The organism is Pedobacter sp. JCM 36344 (assembly GCF_046546555.1).
Taxonomy (GTDB): Bacteria; Bacteroidota; Bacteroidia; order Sphingobacteriales; family Sphingobacteriaceae; genus Pedobacter.
In genome coordinates this window covers 354455-376645 of sequence record NZ_JBKHKK010000001.1, presented here as the reverse complement: position 1 = coordinate 376645, position 22191 = coordinate 354455, and the positions used below count along the sequence as shown (strand labels likewise).

Genomic DNA, 22191 nt, shown 5'->3' with positions numbered 1-22191 from the left:
CTGGATCGCTACATTTCTAGTCAAATCACGACTAATACTTGACTTTAAAATAAAGCGCTTAACTTGAAGCCCATGATTAGTGAAGACTTATTGATTCAATTTGGCGCAAAGATTGTAAACTTCGACAAGGGCGAAATTATCTTTAAAGAAGGGGACACTTCAAGATATTACTATCAGATAGCTAATGGGGCCATCAAAATGAATAATTTCAACGATGAAGGAAAGGAGTTTATTCAAGGCCTTTTTTCGGATGGTGATAGTTTTGGCGAACCTCCGCTTTTTATTACGGATAATTATCCTGCAAATGCGGTTGCATTTTTACCCTCTAAGGTTTTTCTTTTGCCGAAGGTAAGCTTTATGCGGTTGTTAATTGAGAACCCAGCTGTTCATTTGCAAGTAACCACGAATCTTGCAAAAAGACTTTATTTTAAATCTATCATGGCCTCAGAAATCTCCTCTCAGGAGCCTGAACACCGTGTGCTTAAGCTCATCGATTATTTTAAAATAAAAATTGATAAATCAGTTCCAGACCAACAATATAAAGTTGAAATAACCCGGCAACAAATTGCTGATCTTACTGGATTGAGGGTGGAAACCGTTATCCGTTCTATCAAATCCTTAGAAAAGAAGGGTGAGCTGACAATCATCAATAGAAAGGTATTTCGCTAAAAGACCATGTCGATGATTTGAAGTCCTTTATGATTTCACTCATAAAAATCGAGTTGGCAAAACAATAACTTTGACTTCATTATTAAGATAGACATTTTCGATAAATAGAAAGTCTTATGAAAGCGGAAAATACAAAACCCATCACAGCGCAAACGCGGATAAAGGAATTGCTTGATATAGATCAGGTAGGTGTGATAGCTGCCTTAGTTAAGCTGAATAGTAATTTTTCTAAATTAAAAAATCCAATTTTACGGAACCTTCTGGCACGAAGGGTAACCATTTCCGATGCCTGCAAAATTGCCCGCTGTGATGTGACTTCCTTTTTGGATACCATGGAACAAATAGGTTTCGTTATTGATAGCAAAACATCTGAAAAATACTCCTCGCCAGTAATTGGTATTGACTTTAATAGACAAGCAGTAGTATATGAGCTTGATGTGAGACCGTCTCTCGATAAGAATGAAGATCCTTTAAAAGAAATTTTAAAAATTGCAGGTAAACTTGGAAAGGGGGAAAGATTAAAAATCATAAATTCTTTTGAACCCAGCCCACTTATCAGCTTGCTGGGAGAGAAAGGCTTTTTGTGTCATACTGATGTTATTGATTCGAAAATGTTCTTAACCTGGTTTGAAAAGAAAGACGATGATTTGTATTCTGATGATTTATTAGTCGAGGAACCTGGGCAAGATGATAAGGTGCTTTTTGATGAAATCTTATCCCATTTTGTTTCTGAAAAAATAACATACATTGATGTTCGTAATCTGGAAATGCCAAAGCCTATGGTGCGAATCATGGAGCGTATCGAGAAAATGGGAAAGGATGAATTATTATATGTTTACCATAAAAAGGTTCCTGTGTTCTTGTTACCTGAGCTGAACAAAAGAGGGCTAGCATATTTAATTCACCAATACTCGGCGTCTAGATCGGACGTATTAATTTATGGTAATAAACTTAAGCAAACAACAGCATAGTCTTTATAAAATCGTTATTGCCCATTATTCTATTGGAGCTGTATTCTTTCTGGTTCTATCAGTTATGTTTTTCTTCTCCATAGAAGTAATGTCTGGTCATTATTTTCAACCTATGCTATTGGCACTAACACACACTGCAGCTCTGGGCTGGGGTACAATGGTTATCTTTGGTGCACTGAACCAATTGTTACCTGTCATTTTGGAAAGGGGGCTGTTCAGCATACGAATTGGCTGGTGGAGCTTGTTGTTTCTTGTGCCCGGTATAATTCTGTTGATCTATTCCTTCTGGGTATTTGAGCCAGGGATTTACATGCAAATCGGAAGTGTTTTGATTTTGATTGGGGTATTCCTTTTTGTGCTAAACGTTCTATTTACCATTGCAAAGGGCAAACAAGCTTCATCCGTTTTTGCGGAGTTTATTCTAACATCTTGCCTCTGGTTATTTTTAACGATTTCCCTTGGTGTCTTGATGGTATTTAATTTTCAATATCCTTTTTTACCTAAGGAACACCTCCAGTTTTTAAGACTGCATGCTCAAATGGGCATCTCCGGCTGGTTTTTATTATTAATAATTGGGGTGAGTGCTAAACTTATCCCAATGTTTTTGCTCTCTAGCTATCAGAAAACTAATCTCTTAACTGTTTCATATTATTTAATTAATGGAGCTTTGATCGCATTTCTCATTGATGGGTATCTTCATGGCATCAATTTTAATACGTATTTTATTTTAGGGCTTGGAACTAGTGGAATAGGATTTTACTTTGCTTTTCTATATCAATGTATTGTTTCCAGAATACGTAAAGGGATCGATATGCCGATGGTTCAGAGTTTGTCATCTTTTCTACTGCTCGGCATGGGAATACTGATTCTTCCGGTTATTCTTTATTACCATATACAGAATGATGCGTATGCGGTGCAGCTATCTGTTCTTTATGGAACTTTCATTTTTATGGGTTGGGTCAGTGCATTGATCCTGGGTCAGACTTTTAAAACCCTTCCGTACATTGTTTGGGTAAAACATTATGAACAGCTAACCGGGAAATTCAGAATCCCTTTGCCGGCAGACTTGATCCATAATAGATTGTTATTTGTACAGCTTATTGCCTTTTTTATTTTTCTCGTTTCTTTCCTGGTTGGGTTCCTATTAAGAATTTCGGCGCTAAAGTATCTTGGCGCCGTTAGCCTAATTATGTGTTCAACGAGTTACTGCCTGCACGTATTTTTATTACTTATTCACAAGACTAGAACTGAAAAGTATGATCGCATTTGATATTCCAAATTCTTCTGATGGGATAAAGGACGTGCTCATTACCTGTTTAAAAACGGTAATAGACCCCGAACTATTTATAAATATTGTTGATTTAGGGTTGGTCTATGCAGTGAAATTTGACGGTAAAAAAATGTTGATTTCTGTAGAAATGACCCTTTCTTCCAAATTTTGTCCGATGGGAGACAGTATCATAATAGCCACAAAAAACAGCTTAGAGCGCGATTTTAATAACTTCAAAGCTGAAGTAAATGTGGTATGGGAACCAGAATGGAATTATAAATTCATTTCTCCTGAAGGACTAAAAATACTTGGTGAGTAAGGTTTTCTTACATACAAATATGAATGATATGATTGAAATCATAAACGATATTTTTCAGAGCTGGTAGATTTGCCACTGATTATTTTATCTTAATATATGTATTATGGAAACCATTAATATTCTAAATGTAACCGCTCTAGAACCGCGTTTAAAACACCCCAGGATTTTTGAATTATTTGATAGCCTGGCGCCCGGTGCGGCTTTCATCATTGACAATGATCACGATCCAAAACCGTTGTACTATCAGTTGTTAGCTGAGCGAGGACAGGTGTTCTCCTGGGAATATTATGAAAATGGACCAGAGTTATGGAAAGTTAAAATTTCAAAAACGATCGGGGATACTCAAACAGAAACCATCGGAGAGATTGTTAACAAGGATTATAGAAAGGCACAGGTGTTTAAGCGCTATGGTATTGATTTCTGTTGCGGTGGTAAAAAGACCATTGCTGAGGTTTGTAAGACAAAGGGGATTGATGTCACAAAGCTTGAGAAGGATCTCTCAGTATTGTCGGATGAGGTCTATTCTAGTGAAAATGATTACTTGAAATGGGATACAAACTTTCTTGTCGACTACATCATAAATACCCATCACCGTTATGTTAAAGACAATACGGTTTTTATCAAAGAGTTGGCAAACAAAGTAGCTAAAGTTCATGGTGCGCAACATCCGGAGGCGATTGAAATAGCTTCCATCTTTTCAGAAGTTGCTGACGATCTGCTACTTCATTTAGAGAAGGAAGAGAAGATTCTTTTTCCATTTATTAAAGAACTGATACGTGTTGAAGCTGATGGATCGGTATTGCCTGAGAGTTTGCTCGGAAACGTTACTAATCCCATTCAGATGATGGAGGCGGAACATGAGCAAGTTGGAGAAGCACTGCAAATGATAAGAGACATTACGCAGAATTTTGCCTTACCTGCGGATGCTTGTAATTCTTACATGATCCTTTATAAAAAGCTTGATGAGTACGAAAATGATCTACATAGACATGTACATCTTGAAAACAATGTGTTGTTTCCAAAGGCCATCGATCTACAAGCAAAGCTAAACTAAGTATTCAGCACAATAAATTTAAAAAGCCTACTATGGAAGTATCTACAGTAGGTTTTTTTTAACCGGTTTTTCGGTTCTTATATTGAAGGCAATTTGTCCGAGCCCTACACAGATCATTATGGCTATTAAAAAGAGAATGATGTTGCTATGCGAAAGTAGATTCACTCCTGTCATTTCTAGTCCCTGAATCATTAAAATGAGTTCCTGCAATAGGACGCCGGATATAAAAAGCTTTGCCCCTGTGAGATTTAATTTCTGCTGATCGGGCATTATCTGATTGAAGAAGCCGACTATAAAAAATGAGATGACGCCTAAAAAGCAAAGGTGTAAATAAGCAATTACAATTGGTCTGAACCCAAATGCGAGACTACTTAAATATGGTATTGTTGAAAGCCCCTGCAGAATAATTTTAAGCACAAAACAACTGAGTGCTAGCAGCCATAAATATTGAGTTGTTTTAGAAAAAGTGTAAAGGCCACTGTTTTTCATAAACTTAAAAATACTAATCAGATAAAGAATTGCAGCTAGTTGAAGCACTCCGGAAATGGTGCCGATCCAATATAAATAAGTTGGTACTCGTAGCCAAAGTATTGATAATAAGTAGGTTGGGATAACAGTGATGATCAAGATTAAAAAAAGCTTTTTGTTTATTTTTTGGAGTGTCGGACTGTAGTTTGTTTTTACGGAACACAGTAGGCCTAGACAGGTAAAGACAAACCATCCGTTGTACTGGAAATGCAAAAAAAAGTAAATGGCAGCAAAAAAATAATCCTGAACTTTGATATGCGTTGCCATTAAATAAGCCAGTGTAAATGCGCCGATCGAGGAAACAGCCCACAATATAAGTGCGGTTTTAAACCAGACTCTGGCATAAGATCTATCATTTACTTTTTTGAGGTCCTGCCAATACTGGTAGATAAAGAAGTAAGAAACAAAGATTGAAAGTGTCGAAAATGTTATAGATAGAAACGCATACCCCTGTACCATAAAAGTAAATAACATCGCATACGCGGTAACCATATTGGCAATCAATGTTACCCGATACCGCTTAAAGTTGACGCTGATATTTTGCCTCGAAAGATAGTCTACCATTAGGCTCATAAGCGCGATTGTTACCCATCCTACAAATGCAAAATGAGAGTGGCCGTGTAAGAGGAATTTCTGATCGATTAATGGTAAAGGGAAGTTTATTTTATACCGTAATATCACACCCACTAAGGCTAAGACTACAAAGTTGATCAATGCAATCTTTACCCATTTTAGGGTTTCGAATTGTTGTGTTTCCATATTAATTTTGCTATGATTTTTATCATTTAAAAGATGTAAGTACAATAAAAATGTTCAGAAAAAGTGTGACGAACATCATTTTTTAAGGCCCTTCAAGTCATTCTTTGTCCGTTCTAATCAACGTAAAATTGTATCATAAATTAAACCAATATCTTATGAAAAAGATTTGTACAATCTGCTTATTGGCCCTGTTTATTATTGCTTGTGGTGGAAACAGCAATGATAACCCGGCTACAAACACGAGTGATCCCGCGGCTACGTCTGAGGGAGATAAAAAAACTAGTGACTATGACCCGAATCGTGGTGAGGGTAAGTTCAGCGACGTGAAGTTGGATGAGAAACTGGATGCAGCAATGGCTGCCAGGGGTGAGAAAATCGCTGATTTAAAATGTACCTCTTGTCACAAACTAACCGATGAAAAGTTAGTTGGTCCGGGCTGGTCTGGAGTAACTGGTCGCCATAAAGCCGAATGGATTATGAATTTCATGACCAATACAGATGCAATGATTGACAAAGATCCTAAAGTTCAGGCTATGCTTGAGATTTGTATGGTTCGTATGCCTAATCAAAGCTTAAGCGATGGGGATGCCAGGGATATTCTGGAATTCTTGCGAAAAAATGATGGCGTTAAATAATTTGATAAATAGATATTAATTATATTTTTATGAATAAGATTTTGTTTTCGATATGTGGCTGTTCAGCAATGTTGGTTATGCTGAATTTATCAGCCTGTAAACCTAAAAACGCAGGGGATGCTACTGGCAGCGATGTTGCAGGACGTGTTTATGTACCACCTGGAAAATATGACGAATTGTACAATTTTGTTTCCGGGGGTTTTAGTGGTCAAGTAAGTGTTTACGGAGTACCATCTGGACGTCTTTTAAGGGTTATACCGGTATTTTCAGTAGATCCTGAAAAAGGCTGGGGTTTTAGTGAAGAAACAAAACCTATGTTAAATACTTCTCACGGAGAGATCCCATGGGGAGATCAGCATCACCTTGACCTTTCACAAACGAACGGGGAAATCGACGGTCGCTGGTTATTTGCAAATGAAAATAATACCCCTCGCGTTGCACGGATTGATTTGAAAACATTCAGAACAGCAGAGATCATAGAAATTCCAAACAGTGCAGGTAACCATTCCTCCCCATTTATCACGGAAAATACGGAGTATGTAGTAGCCGGGACACGTTTTAGCGTGCCAATGGATTATGAAAATGGAGATGTTCCGATCTCTTCTTATAAGAAGAGTTTTAAAGGGACCATCACCTTTATTAGTGTTGCACCGAAAGAGGGGGAGATGAAAGTGGCCTTTCAATTGCTATTGCCAGGTATGAACTTCGATTTGAGTCATAGCGGAAAAGGCCCAAGTAGTGGCTGGTTTTTCTTTAGCTGTTATAATTCTGAGCAAGCGCATACCTTGTTAGAGGTTAATGCGTCCAAAAGAGATAAGGATTATATCCTTGCTGTAAACTGGAAAAAGGCAGAAGAGTATGTTAAACAGGGCAAGGGAAAAAAGATTAAAGCGAACTACGCACACAATAAATACAACGAATCTACTCATACTGCTACTTCTACTATGGAGAACGAAGTTACCATGATCGATGTGAAGGATTTCCCAGATCTTGTGTATATGATACCTTGTCCTAAATCACCTCACGGTACCGATGTAGATCCAAGTGGAGAGTATATTGTAGGTAGTGGTAAATTGGCGGCTTTAATCCCCGTTTTTTCTTTCAGCAAGATTCAAAAAGCCATTGCGAACAAAATTTTTGATGGAAGCTATGGTGGAATACCGGTAATAAAATATGAAGCAGCATTATACGGAGAAGTAAAAAAACCAGGTTTAGGACCGCTGCATACAGAGTTCGATGGTAAGGGTAATGCTTATACTACATTTTTTATCTCTTCAGAGATTGTAAAATGGAGCCTGAAAGATCTTAAAATATTAGATAGACACCCTACTTATTATTCTCCAGGGCATTTAAGTATTCCTGGTGGAGATACAAGAAAACCATATGGTAAATATTTGATAGCCTATAATAAAATTACTAAGGATAGATTTTTGCCAACCGGACCAGAGTTGTCTCAAAGCGCTCAGCTGTTTGATATCAGTGGTGATAAAATGAAGTTATTGCTAGATTACCCAACAATTGGAGAACCGCATTACGCACAGATGGTGCCTGCAGAATTGATTTCTAAAAATTCACAGAAGATCTTTAAATTGGAAGAAAACAAACATCCATATGTTACTATGGGTGAGAAGAAAGTGAATGTAGTTAGAGAAGGAAATAAAGTGCATGTCTATATGACTGCTATGCGCTCCCATTTTTCTCCGGATAACATCGAAGGAGTACGCGTTGGAGATGAAGTTTATTTTCATCTTACCAATCTTGAACAGGACTGGGACGTACCTCACGGATTTGGTGTGAAAGGGAATAAAAACGCTGAACTGCTGGTTATGCCTGGTGAGACAAGTACACTTAAATGGGTTCCAGCTAAAGCGGGAATTTATCCTATATACTGCACAGATTTCTGCAGTGCCCTACATCAGGAAATGCAGGGATATGTACGGGTGTCTGTAAGAGGTTCTAAAGTTCCAATTTCCTTTAGTTTGGGTAAAAACTCAGAAGCGACAGACGATATATTAACCAAATAGATTAATTAGGCAGATCCGATACAGGGTTTGTCTAATTTTTTTTATCTCTAAAATTATGAAAGCCCAAAAGTTAACAAGTTTGACAAAGGTCATGGTCGGTATTTGCGGACTTGCCCTATTGGTCGTTCTATTAGTGCCCTTGTGGCAGATTGAACTTTCCGCACCACAGTATCCGGAAGGCTTGGTGCTCAAAATGTATCCTCATAAGCTGGCTGGGAATGTTGATATTATCAATGGATTAAACCATTATATTGGAATGAAAACCCTACATACAGAAGATTTTTTAGAGTTTACCGTTTTGCCCTACATTATCGTGTTTTTTGCTGTTGCAAGTTTTGCTGTTGCATTATTTTTAAAGACATATAAATGGCTATTGTCGCTTTTCTTACTTTTTGTAATTTTTGGTATTATTGCCATGGCTGATTTTTGGCAGTGGGAATACAAATATGGACATGAGTTAGATCCAAATGCCGCCATCAATGTTCCGGGCATGAGTTATCAACCGCCACTTATTGGCTACAAACAGCTTTTAAATTTTGGAGCGTATTCTGTTCCTGATATTGGAGGATGGATATTTATTACTGTTGGAGCATTGCTATTAGCTGCCGTTATTTTTCAATATAAGGTTAATAAGAAAAGAGAAAAATCTGTGAATGGGCGAAATATCTTAGCTACGAGCGCGCTGTTAGTCACTTTTTCCCTTGCGTCCTGTACTATTGCGCCTCAACCCATAAGGGTTGGCAAGGACGCTTGTAGTTTTTGCAAAATGGGTGTGGCCGACAAGCGCTTTGGTGCGGAGATTATCACAAAAAAAGGGAAGATATATAAGTTTGACGATTTACATTGTCTCAATGAATTCAAAAAAACTGGGGCAGTAAAAAAGAAAGCTATCCAAGCTACTTATGTTGTTGATTTTGAAGAGCCAAATGGTTTTATAGAACTGAAAAAAGCTTTTTTTTTCAAGAATAATTTACTCAGATCTCCAATGGGTAGCAATGTATCCGCATTTAACAGTGAGCGGGCATTGAAAGCTCATTCAAAAGTGTTTGATGGTGAAATGCGACAATTAAATACTTTAGTTTTAGACAAATGAGGATTCTGTTTTTTTCCTTGCTTGGTGTATTGTCGGTTGTTTTCCACGTAAGTGGCAAAGTAATTCCCGTAGGTAAGTCAAAGCAATTTACTTCGATACAAAAGGCTATTGACTTTTCTAGGAATGGTGATACGATAATGGTTTTTCCGGGATTATACAAGGAAGGAAATATCATTATACAAAAATCAATCACTTTATTAGGACGTGGTTACCCCGTATTGGATGGCGAAAATAAGTATGCAATTATATCTATTAAGGCGAAGAACGCTGTGGTTAAGGGATTAAAGTTGCAACATACAGGTCGTTCGGAAATTAGAGATCTTGGCGCTATCATGGTTTATGACAGTGATGGAATATCCGTTATAAGCAACATACTTGACGATACTAATTTTGGGGTGTATGTTCAAAATAGTAAAAAGTGTACCATTAAAGGAAACTCGATTACCGCCTATGGAAAAGACGAGGTACAGAGCGGAAACGGTATTCATTGCTGGCATTCTGATAGTCTTACAATCATTGATAATAAGATCAAAGGTCATCGGGATGGATTATATTTCGAATTTGTCAAAAATTCGCTGATCGAGAAAAACATTAGCACCTTGAATGTACGTTATGGCATCCACTTTATGTTTTCTAATCAAAATACTTACATCGCCAATGTTTTTGAACGAAATGGATCAGGGGTGGCAGTAATGTATAGTAAGAAGATTCATATGTACAAGAATCATTTTTTAAACAATTGGGGCGATGCTGCCTATGGGATTTTATTAAAAGATATTACAGATAGCGACATTTCAGGTAATTTTTTTACTGAGAATACGGTGGGTCTCCACATGGAGGGATGCAGTCGGATAAAGTTGTCAAGGAATACTTTCAATAACAATGGTTGGGCAGTTAAAATCCAAGCCAGCTGTGATAACAATGATTTCACGAAAAATAACTTTACAGGTAACACCTTTGATATTGGCACGAATGGCTCCTTGGTACTCAATACATTTAACGGCAACTATTGGGATAAGTATGAAGGATATGACCTACAACGGGACAACATCGGAGATATCTCATATCATCCGGTGAGTATGTATTCCATGATTATAGATAGTAACCCTGCAGCTTTGATGCTTTTCAGAAGCCTCATTGTCACCCTACTGGATAAAACTGAGAAAATATTGCCTGGTGTAACACCCGAAAACCTGAAAGATAACAAACCGGTAATGAAAAAACTCCCCTTATGATTACAGTTACAAACCTGACTAAAAGATTCTCTAAGTTAATAGCGCTGAATAACATAAGTCTGTCTTTTCCGAAAGGAGAATGCGTTGCCCTGCTAGGTCCAAACGGTTGTGGAAAGACGACATTGATAAAATCTATTCTGGGAATGGTATTGCCTGATAGTGGTAGAATAGAATTTAATAATCAATCGATATCGGGCAAGTGGCTATACAGAAATCAAATAGGGTACATGCCACAAATAGGTAGGTATCCCGAAAATATGACGATCTCAAATGTTTTTGATATGATGAAGGATATGATGAAGGATATGAGAAAGGATAATATGGATATTTTAGATGAAGAGCTCATCGAGCAGTTTGGACTCAATAAGCTGATGAATAAAAGAATGCATACTTTGTCTGGAGGCACCCGTCAGAAGGTTAGTGCAGCATTGGCTTTCCTTTTCAATCCTGACGTACTCATTTTGGATGAGCCGACAGCCGGTCTGGACCCAGTTTCCTCGGAAAGCTTGAAAGACAAAATAATTAAAGAGAAAAGGAATGGTAAGCTGATCCTGATTACTTCACATGTACTGAGTGAACTTGATGATCTGGTAACTGAGGTTTTCTATATCCAGGAAGGTAAACTCGCTTTTCACAAAAAGCTGATAGACTTAAAAACCGAAACCGGGGAGTTAAAGCTCTCGAAAGCCGTAGCAAAAATTATCCTTTCCCAATAACGACATACCGATGAATAAAATATTAAAATATGTTATTGTAGATATTGTACGGAATAAGATCGTACTCATTTACACCTTCTTATTACTATTGATTTCCCTGAGTGTTTTTAATCTGGAGAGTAGTGCAGCGAAAGGGTTGTTGAGTTTATTGAACATTATCCTGATCCTGATACCATTGATTTGCATCATCTTCTCGACTATTTACATATACAATAGCGCTGAGTTTATAGAACTTTTGGTCAGCCAGCCCTTAAAAAGGAAATCCATATGGATCAGCTTATTCGGTGGTCTTACTTCTTCCCTATGCCTGGCATTCTTTGTCGGGGCTGGTATTCCTATCTTAATATACCATGCCGATTCAACTGGAATAATGATGATTGCGACAGGCTTGTGTCTGACCATTGTATTCGTCAGCATAGCCATGCTTGCCGCGGGGATGACGAGAGATAAAGCAAAAGGAATTGGGCTTTCCATTTTCCTATGGCTTTTCTTCTCTCTGATTTTTGATGCATTGGTGTTGTTTTTTCTCTTTCAGTTCCAGGATTATCCGCTGGAACGAGTAATGGTGTTTCTTAGTTTTCTTAACCCAATAGACCTAAGTAGAATACAGATTTTACTTCAAATGGATATTTCTGCCCTTATGGGTTATACGGGGGCTATCTTTAGGGAATTTTTTGGAAATGGTTTTGGGATAACGTTTTCCTTCGTGGGGCTACTGCTGTGGGCTGTAATTTCGTTGCTGTTTTCATTAAGAAGGTTTAATAAACAAGATTTGTAATGTATTCGAGTTAACTTATAGTATAGTTTTAATACTGATTACTTATTAAAATAGCTAGGATCTTATTCGTTTTAATGCCAATGGCTTTGTGAAAACTTGTTGATCGTCCTTAAATCGCAAAGTAGCCTTCTTAATTAAAAGATGTTTTTGTCTTTTAATTTAAATTAATTTTTAACTTTGCTAACGATATGGGGATATTTTCTAAAACATGTGAGTATGCAATTCGCGCAGTGTTCTTCATTGCGCACCGTACTGCGAAAGGGGGGAGAGTGGGAATTAAAGAGATTGCATCAGGAATTAGTTCACCTGAACATTTCCTTGCCAAAATACTTCAGGATCTTAGTCGAAAAAATATTATTAGATCCATAAAGGGCCCGAATGGTGGCTTCTATATAGATGATGCAACTTTAAAAAGAAGATTATCTGAGGTAGTGGAAGCGGTGGACGGAAATAGTCTTTTCACTGGCTGCGGACTGGGACTTGACTATTGTTCAGAAATTAATCCATGTCCTTTACACAATGAGTTTAAAGGAATTAGAGCTCGTATTTATGAGATGTTGCAGCGCACAACTATCGAAGCATTCAATGAAGACTTAAACCTGGGAATTACCAGCCTAAAAAAGTAAAAAAATCTACAACTAAAAAGATAAGAAGGTGTTAATATGTTATCATGACAGATGAACAAAAACAGTGGATTACCTCAACCGTTCCGTTTTTAAAGGAACATGGAGTTTTATTGACTAAACATTTCTATCAGGACATGTTTGAGCATAATCCAGAGTTAAAAAATATAAACCAATATGTGTTTTATAATCTGCCAACTACGTCTGAAAGACAAGAAGGTATATTAGAAGGATTTCTGGATATCAATAAAATTGCTAGTTTACCGCAGTTTCCTGGGACACGATATTATGTTTGTGGGCCATCAGCTTTCATTCAAAAGCAATTCCAAGACTTATTAGCAAAGGGAATTGAGAAAAGGTTTATTCACTTCGAAGAATTTGGTCCTGGTTTGTTGCAATTGAATTAATTAAGAATGAAGGCGACGAGATCAGACAGAATTTTTATTTTAATAAAAGAAAAAAAATAATATATGGTTAAGGATTATTTATTAATTGCACCTGGCTTAATTGAAGCCTCAGCACCATTGGAATTGAAATCGATATTACTTTGCACATCATTTTTCGTTATGCTAATTGTCTTCTTTTCGGCCATTTTTCTTTACAAGAGGATTAGACACATGCAGGAGCTTTCTCGAAAGTCAGGGTTGAAGGATAAGGACGTTCTTTTGAGCGAATATATCAGTGCGCTGAGCAGTAGACAGATTGATGATCTTTTGCGTTATGTTACAAAAAAGAAAGAAGGCACTAGCGAAATGAATAGATCGCACCTTTTAGGCTTGAGCGGATTTATTTTCTTGACGTTAAGTAGCAATGATGGATTTTCGCAGGGTACTAATAATAGTCAGAGTATTTGGACTGAGGGTGGGGTTATAATTACGTTGGTTCTGATCTTAATTCCATTGTTCGTTGGGATTTGGCTTATGATTACTAAAGTGAATAATCTTTTTCGTAAATATCAAAGTGGACAAACGTCAAGTGAAGCTAATGAGTTTATCGAGTTAATTGATAGTGGAAATCATGACGATTTAAAAAAGGCATTAAACGATCGAAAAAAAGCACTTAATTATACTTTAACTCACGTTGAATTATCAGGTGCTTTGAAAGCTCAGGATGGTAAGGGTTTGTTACAGCAAGTAGATATTGAAGCTGGGTTGCCTGTAGTGGCGATAAAAAAAAGAGCGGTTAAAAGGCCACCCATTGATCCAAAGTTAGCCAAGCTTATTTTGTGGTTCATAGCTACTGCTACTTTCTGGTTGGTTTTTGGAACCACAGTTGGTGAGTACCTCGGGATAAAATTTGTTGCCCCGGATGTAGACCATTTGAGTTGGCTTAGTTTCGGACGCTTGAGGCCTGTACATACCAATGCTGTATTTTGGGGATGGGCATCCTTGGGTATGTTGGGGTTAGGTTATTATGTGGTTCCTCGTGTAAGTAATGCTCCACTGAAAAGTATAAAAATTGGTTGGTACACGCTTTACCTAATTAATGCGACCGTCATATTAGGGACAATATCTTTGATGGCTGGAATTAATAATGGTGGTGGAGAATACCGTGAATACATCTGGCCAATAATGCTTCTTTTTGGAGTTGGTCTATTGCTCACGCTGATTAATTTTCTCCAGACCATTGCACAAAGAACTACAAAAGAGATTTATATTTCCAATTGGTACATTGTTGCTTCAGTAATTTTTGCTATTGTAATTTCTGTTGTTGCCTATATTCCAGTGTGGCAGGATGGACTTGGGGAAACCATTATTCAAGGCTATTATATGCACCAGGGTGTAGGTATGTGGTTTATGCTATTCACACTTGGTATTGTTTATTATTTCCTTCCGCAACAACTTAATAAACCAATTTATTCTTATAGTCTTGGGATTCTGGCCTTTTGGACTCAAATCCTCTTTTACACAGTAATTGGCACACACCATTTTGTTTTTAGTTCCATTCCCTGGTGGCTTCAAACCACGGCCATAATAGGAAGTATGGGTATGGTGATACCTGTTGCTGCAGGAACAGCTAATTTTATATTGACATTTAAGGGGGCATGGTATAAAATATCATCTAGTTATACTCTTCCATTTTTTCTCATAGGTATTATTTTTTATTTTACAGGATCACTTCAAGGCACCGCAGAGGCATTTCGTTCTACAAACCTGATTTGGCACTTTACAGATTTTACGGTAGCCCACTCTCATATTACCATGTATGGTATTATTTGCTTTTTTCTTTGGGCCGGTATTTATGCTTTAGTTCCAAGACTTACTGGAAATGAAGCTCCACAAATCACAGTTGGTTCACATTTCTGGTTAGCCCTCATCGGTTTATTATTCTACACTGTACCACTCATGTATGGTAGCACATTTAAAGGAATGATGTGGATGGATGGAAAGCCATTTATAGATAGCGTAGTATTTATGGCTCCATATTGGTTATGGCGTGCCATTGGTGGTAGCCTGATGTGGCTTTCACACCTGTTTTTTGTTTATAATCTATATAGAATGCTTTCAGGAAGTACTACGATAGATTTGCGGGAAGCAGCTATAGAAAAGCTAAACCAATCTTATGTGAGTAATGAATCCAGTTTATAATTTCAACCAGAAGACCAATGGAATTTTTTAACAGCCATACCAAATTATTTACTGCCGCATTCCTGCTTTTTGCAGTGTTGACTTTTCTTGTCTGCATTGTGCCAGCATTAAATAATCAGGCCAATAACGCACCGCTTCCTTTTGCTCAACCGTTGAGTGCAGAAGCAGTAAAAGGAAAGGCGGTATTTATTTCCAATGGTTGCGTAGCTTGTCATACTCAACAAGTACGCAACGTTGATATGGATAAAATCTGGGGCGAACGTCCAAGCATCGCTGCAGACTACGCGGATAATCATCGTACTGATTTCTGGCGTAACACTGCAACATTAATGGGTACGGAACGCACAGGTCCGGACCTGACTAATATCGGGACCCGTCAACCGAGTATTGAATGGCACCTTTCACACTTATTCAATCCACGTATTGTTGTCAAAAATTCAATTATGCCTTCGTATCGCTGGATGTTCGAAATAAGGAATAAAAAAGTAGAAGGAGACATTTCCGTTAGCGTACCGGAAGAATTCATGGAGGGGAAGATGGGCGTTGTGATCGCAAAAGAGGAGGCCTTACAACTCGTCGCTTATTTGCAAGAATTAAAGCAAACCAAGTTACCAAGCAATGCACCTCAGCCGGCCTTTCTTTATGAAAAGGCTGATGCAGCAGGTAAGGATTCTAAGCCGGGCAGTGAGAAGAAACTAAATGGGGCAATGCTGTATGCGAACAATTGTCAGAGTTGCCACCAACAGAACGGAGAAGGCTTAAAAGGAGCTTTTCCCCCATTGAAGGGTAGTAAGGTTGTGTTGGATGAAAATGCAGAGTTATTGGTTAATATCATCATGAATGGCTATAGTGGCAGAGAGAAAGAAGGGTTTGGTGTAATGCCTGCTGTGGGGACAAACAATAGGTTGAAGCCAGAGGAAGTTGCTGCAATTATGAATCATGAGCGTAGCAGCTGGGGTAATAATGCAAAAAAAGTGACTGTTGATGAGGTGAAAAAATTCATGGAAAAAGTAAAAGTGACAGCTAAATAGAAAATGATGAGAAGTAAAATATTAATTGCATTAACTATTCCTTTAATTTTTTTTAGGGTAACGGTTTCCGCTTGCCCAGCATGCGAAAAGCAATTGCCAAAATTATTAAAGGGAATTTCGCATGGAATAGGGCCTGATGGTAATTCTGACTATTTTATCATTGCTTGCGCAATAATAATTGTTCTTTTTACATTGTTTTATTCTCTTAAATGGCTTTTAAACCCGGGAGAAAAGTCTGATAATCACATCAAGCAAATCATTCTAAATGCAGACTAAAATGGAAGCACGCAGCAAGATATATATATTTATTGACGAAGAAAGTCAGCCTATCGCAGAGTTAGTTGCACCAGTGAATTTTGAGATGGATACAACCAAACTTATCGATGGCAAACATATTCTTAAAATTGTCAGTAAAGACCCGACTGGAAAGGAAGGAGTACGTCTTGTTCCATTCGAGGTAAGGAATGGACCTGCTATTGCAATTGAAGGAATAAGGGAAGGTGCCGTAGTTGACGGAATTATTCCGATTATGGTGAATGCCTATGGTAAAGGCGATCAGAAGAATTTCATGATAATTGGAAGCGAAACTCCCCAGAGTATTCCCTTCTGGATCTTCGTGTTGTTAATATTGTTTTTAGCATGGGCTGCATATTACCATTTTACGTCTTCAACAGTTCAGTTGTTTACTCAATAGTAATTTGATTAGATATGAAAGCAAAACAAGATATAAATGGTTTGGATGAAATTATTTTATTTGTAAATACATTTTACAAGGAAGTTCAACGAGACGAATTGATTGGACCTATATTGAATAGAGTTATCAAGGATTGGGAGCCTCATCTGCAAAAGATGTATGCTTTCTGGAATGCGGTATTATTCGGTGTTCCTGGCTTCACTGGGAATCCGTTTGCAAGGCATGCACCGTTACCGATAAAAAGTGAACATTTTGAACGATGGATCTTTCTATTTTATGGTACTATTGACGCCCTTTTCGTTGGTGAAATGGCTGATAGTACAAAAAAGAGAGCCGAAACTATGGCCATTATGTTTTTAAGTAAGCTTGATGCCATGCGAGGCGAGCCAGGCAAAGTAATTGTGTAAGGATTTCCAATATTCGTTCGCAGAATTTAATGCATCCTATACCAATATTTTTCTCTTTATAATTGCAATTATGAAAACTCAACCAATTAAAAGAAGTGATGAGTTAAAGGTACTTTCCCGAGAACATCATTTCGGATTGCTTTTCGCCTGGAAAGTCAGGGAGGGTTTGAAGTTAAATGTAGAGACATCCAGGTTAAATGCATACGTAAACCATTTCTGGGAGGATCATTTAAAGAATCATTTTTTAAATGAGGAAGTTTTGTTGTTCAATATGATAAATGATCCACTCTGTATACAGGCTAAAAATGACCATATAGCTATTATTACACAAATTGAAAAAATAAACTCATTTGGGAAAGACGACCCAAACGCATATACAAAACTAGCGGAGATACTAAGTAATCATATACGTTTTGAGGAAAGAATTGCATTCCCTCATCTAGAAGAAAAATTATCTGAAGCAAAGCTTCATGGTATTTCTCTTTTCTTAGAAAAGGATTATAATGAAGAATTTATTAATGAATACGAGGACGAATTTTGGATAAAGAAAAAATAAAGTTCATAGATAATCTTAGCGCTATTCATGTTCAAATATACGACGACGGAACCCAACACAAAATTGACTTCTGAGAATGTTTGGGAATGGAAAAGTGCGAGACTTGTGTAGTAGAAAAAGGGGAAGTGTCTGTATTCTCCTTTGCTTTTCCTACATCTACATTGACAAACGCAGTAAGGATTACAAGAAGAGTATGGCAGGAAAGTTACATGGATACCTCCAATTTTGACCTTAAATCAGAACTTTTAATCGCTTTTCGAGTTATACACCTATCACATTCCCTAACTTGAAAGCACTAAATTATGAAACACTATGATGCCATTATTATCGGCGCAGGTCAAGCCGGTATACCACTTGCTAAAAAACTCGCATTAGCAGGTAAAAAAACAGTAATAATAGAAAAGAGAATAGTTGGCGGGACGTGTATCAACGACGGTTGTACTCCTACAAAAGCTATGATTGCCTCTGCTCAGGCCATACATAAAGCCAGAACTGCCGGGGATTTGGGAGTCAAAATAGGAAACATAAATGTCGATTTTAAGAAGATTAAGAGCCGTAAAGATGAGATTGTTAAATCTTTCCAGGTTTCTGCGCAAAAGGGCATTGAATCTACGAAGGGCCTGGATCTTATTATGGGAGAAGCAACCTTCTCGGGAGAAAAGCAGCTAACCATAGCCACTTTTAACGGAGAAAAAGAAATAGTAACGGCCGATTGGATTTTTATTAATACGGGTGCTAAAACTGCAGTTCCTGATATAAATGGCCTGGAAAATATTGATTACCTAACTTCCACAACCATTCTTGATTTAGAAGAAGTTCCTGAAAGCCTTGTCGTGATTGGCGGGAATTATATTGGATTGGAATTCGGCCAAATGTTTCAACGCTTTGGCAGCAGGGTTACGATTCTGGAAAAATCTCCCTCTATAATGGGAAGGGAGGATGATGACGTCTCCGAAGAGCTTACCAAAATATTAGAAGATGAGGGACTGGAAATTTTAACGGATATCAATATTGAAAGTATCGAGAAAAAGGATGGTAAGATCATCGTCAGCTTGAAATCAAAAGGTAAAACAAAACGTATAACCGCTACTCATCTTTTAATCGCAGTAGGTCGAACACCGCAAACTGATATTCTTGGTCTGGAAATCGCTGGTGTGAAAACCGACAATAGAGGAAACGTGATCGTTAATGAAAAGCTGGAGACTAATGTTAAAGGTGTTTATGCCTTGGGTGACGTTAAAGGTGGGCCAGCATTCACGCACGTCGCATATAACGACTACACGATTGTTTACAGAAACCTGATCGAGGAGGCTAAGCTAAGTACAAAGGGAAGGCCAGTGCCTTATTGTATGTTTACTGATCCTCAACTTGGTCGTGTTGGACTTTCAGAAAGGGAAGCCAAAGAAAAGGGACTGGATTACCTTGTAGCAAAGATCTCTATGGAACAGGTGGCACGTGGAATTGAAACAGGAGAAACCCTGGGTTTCATCAAAGCAATTGTCGACAGAAAAACCAAGGAGATTTTAGGAGCTTGTATGCTTTGCTCTGAAGGAGGAGAAATCATGTCCGTTTTACAAATTGCGATGCAAGGCGGTATCACTTATGATATGATTAAATATAATATATTTGCACATCCAACTTATTCAGAATCGCTAAATAACCTCTTCATGAAAGTAGAATGATAAAAGTATCTGGGTTAACCAAGACTTTCGGGAACATTAAAGCAGTGGATGATATTTCATTTGATGTTTTAGAAGGGGAGAATCTTGTGTTACTTGGTACCAGTGGCTGCGGTAAAACTACTACCTTGAAAATGATTAACAGATTGATCGATCCTGATGCAGGAACGATATCAATTAACGAAGTTGATACCTCAAGGGAAAAGCCAGAGTTACTTCGTAGAAAAATAGGTTATGTAATGCAGAATATTGGGCTCTTCCCTCATTATACCGTTGCAGAAAATATAGCAGTAGTGCCCAGACTTTTACAGTGGGATAAGAAGCATACCATAAACCGAACACTGGAACTTCTTAAAAAACTTCATCTTCCTGAAAATTACCTGCAGCTATTTCCCAGGGAACTTAGCGGGGGACAGCAGCAACGTGTAGGTTTAGCCCGGGCTTTAATTAGCGATCCTGATATTTTGCTAATGGATGAACCCTTTGGAGCTTTGGATAATGTCACAAGATCAAGCATCCAAGCAGAGTTTAAAGCGTTGGAAGAATTTACAAAGAAGACGATCTTAATGGTAACTCACGATGTTCAGGAAGCTTTTGAACTGGCAGATCGGATTTGTCTTATGGATCAGGGTAAAATTATTCAGATTGGAACACCTAAAGAGCTGTTATTTGCTCCGAAAAATGACTTTGTAATAAAGTTTCTCGACGGACAACGACTTGCGCTTCAGTTTAAACTAGTGACTATTGAAGATCTTTGGGAATTCTTGCCAGAAGATCTCACGCACACTAATAAAACAATTTCAGCTGATAAAGCCAGTATGTGGTCGGTCATGGAGACATTTAGCGCAGATAGATCGATTGAACATCAATCTTTTATAAATACACGCACTAAGACGTTTAAAAACCTAAACTTCACGCAGCTTACTAATGCCTTTAACTCTTATCAAAATAGGGAAATCCATGACTGAGCAACAGCAAACATTGTGGAGCTTTATGTACGAGCAGTCGGACAAGCTGCTCAGACAGACCTTTCAACACCTTGGATTGACTTTTATATCCTTGCTACTTGCCGTGGTTATTGGGCTCCCTTTGGGTATTTTGATTGCGCGTAAAAGCAACTTGGCAGGGAGTGTTCTGGGTATCGCAGGAGTATTACAAACCGTTCCAAGCATTGCTCTTTTAGGCTTTATGATTCCCCTCCTGGGCATTGGAGCTAAACCAGCTATTGTTGCCCTGCTCATCTATGCGCTGTTGCCTATCATCCGTAATACCTATACGGGTATCGTTGGCATTGACCGTTCCATTATTGAGGCCGCGAATGCGATGGGAATGAGTAAAATGCAGATTCTTTTTCGAGTAGAACTTCCATTAGCTATGCCAGTATTATTGGCAGGTGTTCGAACTGCTACAGTAATTAATGTGGGTGTTGCCACCCTGGCTTCCTATATCGCGGCAGGGGGATTAGGAGAGTTCATATTTGGAGGGATCTCCTTAAACAATACTAACATGATTCTTGCGGGAGCCATTCCTGCGGCTTTGCTAGCCGTTTTACTTGATTTTCTCTTATCAAGACTTCAAAAGTTAGATGGTAAGAAACTTAAGAAAGTCCTGCTTGTATTTCCAGTAATCATCGTTGTCTTGACTGGAATTTATCTGTGGCCTAGTACCTACACCACAAAGTTAAGGGCCGGGTTTACCCCTGAATTTATGGGTAGACAAGACGGAGACCTCGGACTAAAGTCGATTTATGGGTTGAAGATTCACACCACTGTGATTAGCGATGCGGTAATGTACAAGGCTGCTTATGAAGGGGACTTAGATGTGATTAGCGGATACTCGACGGATGGAAGGTTAAAGGCATTTGACCTTCGCATTTTAAAAGATGATAAGGGGATCTTTCCTCCTTACTATGCGGCTCCGATAGTTAGGGAATCTTCCTTGAAAAAATTCCCTGACCTAGAGCAAGTGTTAAATCTTCTCGCCGGGAAAATTACAGATTCTGTGATGACTGACCTCAATTACCGAACAGACTATTTAAAACAATCTCCTGAGCGTGTCGCTAAAGATTTTCTTTTGAAAGCTGGGCTTTATCAGCCGCCAAGAAACGGACAATCAGGCGTAATAAGGATTGGGTCTAAAATCTTTGGGGAGCAGTACATCCTCGCCGAAATGTATAGCATGCTTATTAAGGGGAATACTGACTACGAAGTGGCAACTAAAACTGGTCTTGGAGGCACAAAGATTTGTTTTGATGCGCTAATGAATGATCAAATTGACTTTTATCCTGAATATACCGGAACGGGCCTATTGGTTTTATTACAGCCAAGCCCAGAGGTAGTTAAGGAAATCACAAAGGATAGCCATCTTACCTACAACTATGTAAAATCGGCCTTTCAGAAGGATTATAAAATCAAATGGCTGATGCCTATTGGCTTTAATAATTCTTACGCATTGATGATGAGGAAAAGGCAATCACAGTCACTCCATATTACTACGATCACGGATCTTACGAAATATTTGGCGCAAAAATAGAATCTTAGAATTGATTTGAAAGACCGGCTT

Annotated in this window: 22 protein-coding genes; 21 read left to right on the top strand and 1 reads right to left on the bottom strand. The window is 38.2% G+C overall.

The genetic code is table 11. The features are described from left to right. The first annotated feature begins 72 nt into the window (after nucleotides 1-72). The 5 genes from ACHFIZ_RS01665 (at nucleotide 73) to ric (ending at nucleotide 4283) form a co-directional block, all read left to right on the top strand. Nucleotides 73-669, top strand: a complete 597-nt coding sequence (locus tag ACHFIZ_RS01665; RefSeq protein ID WP_410882204.1) for a Crp/Fnr family transcriptional regulator — start codon at nucleotides 73-75, stop codon at nucleotides 667-669. Between the two features lie 116 nt (nucleotides 670-785). After that, nucleotides 786-1640 (top strand): DUF2249 domain-containing protein, encoded by an 855-nt coding sequence (locus tag ACHFIZ_RS01660; RefSeq protein ID WP_410882203.1) that lies wholly within the window; start codon nucleotides 786-788, stop codon nucleotides 1638-1640. Further along, nucleotides 1609-2910 carry a hypothetical protein gene (locus tag ACHFIZ_RS01655; RefSeq protein ID WP_410882202.1) on the top strand — a complete coding sequence of 434 codons (1302 nt, stop codon included), beginning with the start codon at nucleotides 1609-1611 and terminating at the stop codon, nucleotides 2908-2910. Before ACHFIZ_RS01660 ends, ACHFIZ_RS01655 begins: the two co-directional genes overlap by 32 nt. Beyond that, on the top strand, nucleotides 2897-3229 hold the full coding sequence (locus ACHFIZ_RS01650; protein ID WP_410882201.1) for a metal-sulfur cluster assembly factor: 333 nt from the start codon (nucleotides 2897-2899) through the stop codon (nucleotides 3227-3229). The genes ACHFIZ_RS01655 and ACHFIZ_RS01650 overlap by 14 nt, the downstream gene beginning before the upstream one ends. 103 nt (nucleotides 3230-3332) lie before the next feature. Then, nucleotides 3333-4283, top strand: a complete 951-nt coding sequence (ric, locus tag ACHFIZ_RS01645) for an iron-sulfur cluster repair di-iron protein (RefSeq protein ID WP_410882199.1) — start codon at nucleotides 3333-3335, stop codon at nucleotides 4281-4283. A 42-nt stretch (nucleotides 4284-4325) separates the two neighbouring features. Here ric and ACHFIZ_RS01640 read toward each other — a convergent pair whose 3' ends face one another. Further along, complete coding sequence (locus ACHFIZ_RS01640) at nucleotides 4326-5570, bottom strand: hypothetical protein (RefSeq protein WP_410882197.1); 1245 nt, start codon at nucleotides 5568-5570, stop codon at nucleotides 4326-4328. A gap of 155 nt (nucleotides 5571-5725) precedes the next feature. Between ACHFIZ_RS01640 and ACHFIZ_RS01635 the strand changes: the two genes are divergently transcribed. The 16 genes from ACHFIZ_RS01635 (at nucleotide 5726) to ACHFIZ_RS01560 (ending at nucleotide 22161) form a co-directional block, all read left to right on the top strand. Beyond that, a complete protein-coding gene (locus ACHFIZ_RS01635) occupies nucleotides 5726-6205 on the top strand; it encodes a c-type cytochrome (protein ID WP_410882195.1) in 480 nt (159 codons plus the stop codon). A gap of 29 nt (nucleotides 6206-6234) precedes the next feature. Continuing rightward, nucleotides 6235-8229, top strand: a complete 1995-nt coding sequence (gene nosZ / locus ACHFIZ_RS01630) for a Sec-dependent nitrous-oxide reductase (RefSeq protein WP_410882193.1) — start codon at nucleotides 6235-6237, stop codon at nucleotides 8227-8229. Nucleotides 8230-8284: 55 nt separating this feature from the next. Further along, nucleotides 8285-9322 (top strand): nitrous oxide reductase accessory protein NosL, encoded by a 1038-nt coding sequence (locus tag ACHFIZ_RS01625; RefSeq protein WP_410882191.1) that lies wholly within the window; start codon nucleotides 8285-8287, stop codon nucleotides 9320-9322. After that, the gene (gene nosD, locus ACHFIZ_RS01620) at nucleotides 9319-10557 is read left to right on the top strand and encodes a nitrous oxide reductase family maturation protein NosD (protein WP_410882189.1); all 1239 of its coding nucleotides are present in this window, start codon (nucleotides 9319-9321) and stop codon (nucleotides 10555-10557) included. The genes ACHFIZ_RS01625 and nosD overlap by 4 nt, the downstream gene beginning before the upstream one ends. Then, a complete protein-coding gene (locus ACHFIZ_RS01615; protein WP_410882187.1) occupies nucleotides 10554-11273 on the top strand; it encodes an ABC transporter ATP-binding protein in 720 nt (239 codons plus the stop codon). Before nosD ends, ACHFIZ_RS01615 begins: the two co-directional genes overlap by 4 nt. Nucleotides 11274-11283: 10 nt before the next feature. Next, the gene (locus ACHFIZ_RS01610; protein WP_410882185.1) at nucleotides 11284-12051 is read left to right on the top strand and encodes an ABC transporter permease subunit; all 768 of its coding nucleotides are present in this window, start codon (nucleotides 11284-11286) and stop codon (nucleotides 12049-12051) included. A 188-nt stretch (nucleotides 12052-12239) separates the two neighbouring features. Next, nucleotides 12240-12677: an RrF2 family transcriptional regulator gene (locus ACHFIZ_RS01605; protein ID WP_410882183.1), complete on the top strand. Its 438-nt coding sequence runs from the start codon at nucleotides 12240-12242 to the stop codon at nucleotides 12675-12677. A 44-nt stretch (nucleotides 12678-12721) separates the two neighbouring features. After that, complete coding sequence (locus tag ACHFIZ_RS01600) at nucleotides 12722-13081, top strand: hypothetical protein (protein ID WP_410882181.1); 360 nt, start codon at nucleotides 12722-12724, stop codon at nucleotides 13079-13081. 63 nt (nucleotides 13082-13144) lie between these two features. Then, nucleotides 13145-15262, top strand: a complete 2118-nt coding sequence (locus ACHFIZ_RS01595) for a cbb3-type cytochrome c oxidase subunit I (protein WP_410882179.1) — start codon at nucleotides 13145-13147, stop codon at nucleotides 15260-15262. A gap of 17 nt (nucleotides 15263-15279) precedes the next feature. Then, entirely contained in the window at nucleotides 15280-16293 is a 1014-nt protein-coding gene (locus ACHFIZ_RS01590; protein WP_410882177.1) for a cbb3-type cytochrome c oxidase subunit II, read from the top strand. Between the two features lie 277 nt (nucleotides 16294-16570). Then, entirely contained in the window at nucleotides 16571-16987 is a 417-nt protein-coding gene (locus ACHFIZ_RS01585) for a cytochrome C (protein ID WP_410882175.1), read from the top strand. A 14-nt stretch (nucleotides 16988-17001) separates the two neighbouring features. Further along, nucleotides 17002-17394: a group III truncated hemoglobin gene (locus tag ACHFIZ_RS01580; RefSeq protein ID WP_410882173.1), complete on the top strand. Its 393-nt coding sequence runs from the start codon at nucleotides 17002-17004 to the stop codon at nucleotides 17392-17394. A 70-nt stretch (nucleotides 17395-17464) separates the two neighbouring features. Beyond that, nucleotides 17465-17950: a hemerythrin domain-containing protein gene (locus tag ACHFIZ_RS01575; RefSeq protein ID WP_410882171.1), complete on the top strand. Its 486-nt coding sequence runs from the start codon at nucleotides 17465-17467 to the stop codon at nucleotides 17948-17950. 302 nt (nucleotides 17951-18252) lie between these two features. After that, nucleotides 18253-19632 (top strand): mercuric reductase, encoded by a 1380-nt coding sequence (locus tag ACHFIZ_RS01570; RefSeq protein ID WP_410882169.1) that lies wholly within the window; start codon nucleotides 18253-18255, stop codon nucleotides 19630-19632. Continuing rightward, complete coding sequence (locus tag ACHFIZ_RS01565) at nucleotides 19629-20597, top strand: ABC transporter ATP-binding protein (RefSeq protein ID WP_410882167.1); 969 nt, start codon at nucleotides 19629-19631, stop codon at nucleotides 20595-20597. Before ACHFIZ_RS01570 ends, ACHFIZ_RS01565 begins: the two co-directional genes overlap by 4 nt. Next, complete coding sequence (locus ACHFIZ_RS01560) at nucleotides 20590-22161, top strand: ABC transporter permease/substrate-binding protein (protein ID WP_410882165.1); 1572 nt, start codon at nucleotides 20590-20592, stop codon at nucleotides 22159-22161. The genes ACHFIZ_RS01565 and ACHFIZ_RS01560 overlap by 8 nt, the downstream gene beginning before the upstream one ends. Nucleotides 22162-22191: the final 30 nt, after the last annotated feature.

Coding starts and splice junctions, on each gene's coding strand:
- ACHFIZ_RS01665 (WP_410882204.1), top strand. CDS start 73: ATGATTAGTGAAGACTTATTGATTCAATTTGGCGCAAAGATTGTAAAC.
- ACHFIZ_RS01660 (WP_410882203.1), top strand. CDS start 786: ATGAAAGCGGAAAATACAAAACCCATCACAGCGCAAACGCGGATAAAG.
- ACHFIZ_RS01655 (WP_410882202.1), top strand. CDS start 1,609: ATGGTAATAAACTTAAGCAAACAACAGCATAGTCTTTATAAAATCGTT.
- ACHFIZ_RS01650 (WP_410882201.1), top strand. CDS start 2,897: ATGATCGCATTTGATATTCCAAATTCTTCTGATGGGATAAAGGACGTG.
- ric (WP_410882199.1), top strand. CDS start 3,333: ATGGAAACCATTAATATTCTAAATGTAACCGCTCTAGAACCGCGTTTA.
- ACHFIZ_RS01640 (WP_410882197.1), bottom strand. CDS start 5,570: ATGGAAACACAACAATTCGAAACCCTAAAATGGGTAAAGATTGCATTG.
- ACHFIZ_RS01635 (WP_410882195.1), top strand. CDS start 5,726: ATGAAAAAGATTTGTACAATCTGCTTATTGGCCCTGTTTATTATTGCT.
- nosZ (WP_410882193.1), top strand. CDS start 6,235: ATGAATAAGATTTTGTTTTCGATATGTGGCTGTTCAGCAATGTTGGTT.
- ACHFIZ_RS01625 (WP_410882191.1), top strand. CDS start 8,285: ATGAAAGCCCAAAAGTTAACAAGTTTGACAAAGGTCATGGTCGGTATT.
- nosD (WP_410882189.1), top strand. CDS start 9,319: ATGAGGATTCTGTTTTTTTCCTTGCTTGGTGTATTGTCGGTTGTTTTC.
- ACHFIZ_RS01615 (WP_410882187.1), top strand. CDS start 10,554: ATGATTACAGTTACAAACCTGACTAAAAGATTCTCTAAGTTAATAGCG.
- ACHFIZ_RS01610 (WP_410882185.1), top strand. CDS start 11,284: ATGAATAAAATATTAAAATATGTTATTGTAGATATTGTACGGAATAAG.
- ACHFIZ_RS01605 (WP_410882183.1), top strand. CDS start 12,240: ATGGGGATATTTTCTAAAACATGTGAGTATGCAATTCGCGCAGTGTTC.
- ACHFIZ_RS01600 (WP_410882181.1), top strand. CDS start 12,722: ATGACAGATGAACAAAAACAGTGGATTACCTCAACCGTTCCGTTTTTA.
- ACHFIZ_RS01595 (WP_410882179.1), top strand. CDS start 13,145: ATGGTTAAGGATTATTTATTAATTGCACCTGGCTTAATTGAAGCCTCA.
- ACHFIZ_RS01590 (WP_410882177.1), top strand. CDS start 15,280: ATGGAATTTTTTAACAGCCATACCAAATTATTTACTGCCGCATTCCTG.
- ACHFIZ_RS01585 (WP_410882175.1), top strand. CDS start 16,571: ATGGAAGCACGCAGCAAGATATATATATTTATTGACGAAGAAAGTCAG.
- ACHFIZ_RS01580 (WP_410882173.1), top strand. CDS start 17,002: ATGAAAGCAAAACAAGATATAAATGGTTTGGATGAAATTATTTTATTT.
- ACHFIZ_RS01575 (WP_410882171.1), top strand. CDS start 17,465: ATGAAAACTCAACCAATTAAAAGAAGTGATGAGTTAAAGGTACTTTCC.
- ACHFIZ_RS01570 (WP_410882169.1), top strand. CDS start 18,253: ATGAAACACTATGATGCCATTATTATCGGCGCAGGTCAAGCCGGTATA.
- ACHFIZ_RS01565 (WP_410882167.1), top strand. CDS start 19,629: ATGATAAAAGTATCTGGGTTAACCAAGACTTTCGGGAACATTAAAGCA.
- ACHFIZ_RS01560 (WP_410882165.1), top strand. CDS start 20,590: ATGACTGAGCAACAGCAAACATTGTGGAGCTTTATGTACGAGCAGTCG.